The following is a 1,989-nucleotide window of genomic DNA, read 5'->3' on the forward strand; positions in this document are numbered from 1 at the left end:
GGAGGAATTCAACCTAAAGGGATAAGTTAGAAGTAGTTTTATCCTTCTGCCCTCTGCCCTCTGCCCTCTGCCTTCAAGGGCGAAGCCCCGTTAAAAAAGGCAATTTGGTGGTTTATTCTTGACAGCACAAGGATCATGGGAAGTAGTCTTTGGTTTGGTGGGATAATTTCCCCGAGGCATTGGTTTCTTTGTCATCGGAGTCTCAACCATTGGTGGCTTGTAAGTCTTCCTAATACGTTCTTTTTCTTGTTCTATGCGTTTAATTTCTTCGATACGGCTAATTTCTTCCTCAATTAGATTAATTTGATCGTCATAATCAGATTGATGCTGTTTAATCTGATTAGTAACTAAACGAGTCTTGTCAATTTCTTGTAACTTGTTCTGTACTTCTTGCCATTTTTGCTTAGCAGCCGTCAGTTGAGAAGTAGATTTCGCAGTTTTCGCTGTCTCTGTTTGTTCTGTCGCTACTTCAGCAATAGTTTCAACCTCTTCTAGCTTCTCTTGCGCCGCTTTTTCGACACCAATTTTATTAATAATTTCTTGCCTTTCTCTCTCGTATTCTTCCAGTTTTTTGGCAACTTCTGGATAGATCACAGCCTCGGGGGGAATTTCATTTAGTTGCTCAAGTGAGTTGTCGAGGGTTAACTTTGCTGTTTCTAATTCTTCTATATTTTTATAGTCATCAGAGGTGCTGATAACCTCATCACTTTGAGCCACAGCTTCTTGATAGGGTTGTAAAAAAGGATCAATACATGTCCCCTCAATTTTTTCTAATCCTGGCTGACAACGATTCACGATAGTATACACAGCAGTACCACCTGCGATCGCCAAGATTCCTGCTATAGTCACTATAATTGTTGTTCTTATTGGCAAAGACGGTTTTGGTTTTGAGATATTAGATTTAGAAACAGATTTTGTCAAGTCTGGGGAACTTGTTGTAGATGAAGGAGTTTCCGCACTTGGTGGGAAACTCGATTCTCTTGGTAATCCACAATCACCACAGTAAGGGGAATCACTATCATTCTCATAAGGGCCATGAGGTTCTCCACGACCAGGATAGGTTCTCCCATTTTTGGGGACTCCGTCACACATCCAACGTTTTGATGATGTCATATCTCAATTACCACTTCTACTACAAATGATAATATTGAAGCCTTGGTTAATTCAATGATTTAAAAAACTTCATAAAGAGATATTTGTCGTAATCTAGTTGAGGTTTAACTGTCAAATTTTGTCAGATCTAAGTACAATGACTAAAGTGTCAACATAATCGACCCCTGGAGAGATGGCAGAGTGGTTGAATGCGGTAGTCTCGAAAACTATTTTAGGATCAAACCTAACGGGGGTTCGAATCCCCCTCTCTCCGTTCCTACATGGCTTTGAGATAATCTCAAGGTCGCGATCGCTGTAGGTGACTTTTCCGACAAACCCTTCATAGACAACTAAGAAATTAGGTGGTTCTAGAGCCAGTGAATTTGGTAGGTTAGTTACATCGACATGAAAGCATGTGAGTTTGGCATGTTGATAAGCTCCGCTGGCTAAGTCAACATCTGATATCTGATCGCTGGTGAGTATGCCTTGTAAGTTTTGGGAATCACTTTGCTTAAATCCTTCTTGGGTGCTATCAGCCGAGGGAGCAAAACCCGACACGGGCTCGTATTCGATTCCGTCAATTTTGAATGCTAGGTCAAAACTAGTGAATCCTAGTTTTACGCCGTCTACTCTTTCGATTAGCCAACACCATGTGATTGTTGCTGTGGGTTGTGCGATCGTATTCTGGAACGTGGGATCTAAGGTTTTCATTCTACTACCCTAAATTGTTCTACTCTAATAACAAATCCCCAAAGTTCAATAGATGCCAAAGAAGATTAGAGAATTAAAATCAATGTTGTTGACAGCAATTCCAAATTCAAAAATTAAGAAGTATTTGCAGGGATGAAAGGTTCTGGTTCCGCATCGCCGAGCATAAAGTCGAGGAGATGGTGCCAA

The 1,989-nt window shown here is 40.8% G+C and carries 1 protein-coding gene, 1 tRNA gene and 1 pseudogene; 1 reads left to right on the forward strand and 2 read right to left on the reverse strand.

The features are described 5' to 3' along the window. Positions 1-90 precede the first annotated feature (90 nt). Positions 91-1,113, reverse strand: coding sequence for a hypothetical protein (locus tag XEN7305_RS00080; protein ID WP_006507243.1), 1,023 nt, complete (start codon positions 1,111-1,113; stop codon positions 91-93). Between the two features lie 166 nt (positions 1,114-1,279). On the opposite strand from XEN7305_RS00080, the gene XEN7305_RS00085 reads away from it, so the two are divergent. Beyond that, a tRNA-Ser gene (locus XEN7305_RS00085) sits at positions 1,280-1,366 on the forward strand. A 35-nt stretch (positions 1,367-1,401) separates the two neighbouring features. Here XEN7305_RS00085 and XEN7305_RS30155 read toward each other — a convergent pair. After that, positions 1,402-1,803: pseudogene (locus XEN7305_RS30155) on the reverse strand (DUF2163 domain-containing protein); the annotation flags it as partial. Positions 1,804-1,989 lie beyond the last annotated feature (186 nt).

The organism is Xenococcus sp. PCC 7305 (assembly GCF_000332055.1).
Taxonomy (GTDB): Bacteria; Cyanobacteriota; Cyanobacteriia; order Cyanobacteriales; family Xenococcaceae; genus Xenococcus.

Bases quoted from the DNA above. Each gene is read 5' to 3' on its own strand.
- XEN7305_RS00080 (WP_006507243.1), bottom strand. From the start codon at position 1,113: ATGACATCATCAAAACGTTGGATGTGTGACGGAGTCCCCAAAAATGGG.